We start from the raw sequence: 1,469 nt of genomic DNA, 5'->3' as shown, positions 1-1,469 counted from the left end.
GGGGGGGGGGGGGGGGGGGGGCGGGGGCAGCGGCAGCGTGCGGACCAGGCGGCCGGTGTCGGTGTCGCGCAGCTCGAAGCCGAAGCCGGTGTCAGTACCGGTGTCAGTACCGGTGCCTGTGCCTGTGCCCGTGTCAGTGCCGCTGCCGGTTCCGGAGCCCGTGTCAGTGCCGCTGCCGGTTCCGGAGCCCGTGCCGGGGCGTATGCGCTGCGCGGTGGCGAAGAGGCGGCCGTCCGGGCTGAGCAGCACTCCGTCCATGGGGCGGTCGCGCCAGGCGGCGGTGACGGTGGCCGTCAGGTCGAGGGTGTGGGCGGTGCCGCCCTCCAGGTAGCGCAGGACGGGCGGGCCCGGGTCCCAGGCGAGGCCGCCGTGCAGGTGCTGGTTGTTGAGGGGGTGGCGCAGGGCGGGGGCGGCCGGGGCCGACAGTCGCCACACCCGGATCTCGTCGGCGGAACCGGCCGTCGCCAGGAACTCCCCGTCCCGGCTGAACGAGGCGTAGCGCACCCCCGGGTCACGGAGTTCGGCGACCCGGTCACCGGTGCGTACGTCCCACACCCGCACCTCGCCGCCGGCCAGGACGGCGAACCGGCCGTCCGCCCCGAACACCACCGCCGAGTCGTCGTCGCACACCCGCCGCTCCCGCTCCCACGAGCCCCGCAGCACCCGCCGCCCGTCGACCTCCAGTACCCGCGGCGCCTTCCCGGCGGGACACACGGCCACCCGCCGGTCGTCGGCGCTGGGCGCCACATTCGCGGGAGTGACCCCCCGCGCCTCGAACAGCACCGAGCCGTCCACGACGGACCGCAGCTGTACGTGGCCGGCGCCGGCCACGCCACCGGTTCCGGCGTCCCCCACCACATAGCTCCGCCCGCTCGCCCCGAAATCGATGCCCTGTCCGCCCGGCGACAACGCCGGCCCTCCGGTCCAGCGCCCGACCCGGACGTCCCACAGCCGTACTCCCCCGTCGCCGCCCCCGTTCCCCTCCCCGGTCGCCCCCGAGATCGCCAGGACCCGGGCGTCCGGGCCGGCGGCCAGGACCTCGCCCCCGGGGAGGCGGCCGGAGGCGGTGGTACGGCGCGTGCCGAGGTTCCACGTCTCCCAGGTGCTGTCGTCGACGCTGAGGAGGGTGCGGCCCGAGTCGGCGAGGAAGCGCTGGGAGCGGTAGCCGGAGGCGGGGTCGGAGAAGGCGTCCACCTCCGGCTGGGCGAGGGAGCCCAGCAGGGCGCGGCGGGTCTCCGGGAGCGGGGCCATGCGCCAGGCGGCGACGCCGAGGAGGAGGGCGGCGCGGGGGTCGGTGGTACGCAGCCCGTCGGCGACGGCGGCGACCCGGCGCGCGGTGTTCCGCTGTTGCTGGAGCAGGTTGTCGTCGTGCTGCCGCCAGGCCGCGAGGCCCGCGACGAGCGCCACCGCCAGGACCGCCGAGAGCGCGCCCACCAGGGTGCGGGCGCGGCGCGTGGAGCAGGCGACGG

At 77.2% G+C, this 1,469-nt stretch carries 1 protein-coding gene; it reads right to left on the bottom strand.

The genetic code is table 11. The annotated features are described in order from the left end of the window. The coding region (locus tag AWZ10_RS45795) for a WD40 repeat domain-containing protein (RefSeq protein ID WP_167366058.1) at nucleotides 1-1,469 on the bottom strand (1,469 nt) is incomplete at both ends.

The sequence above is a fragment of the Streptomyces europaeiscabiei genome (genome assembly GCF_001550375.1).
Lineage (GTDB): Bacteria > Actinomycetota > Actinomycetes > Streptomycetales > Streptomycetaceae > Streptomyces > Streptomyces europaeiscabiei.
This window is presented reverse-complemented; position numbering and strand designations above follow the sequence as displayed.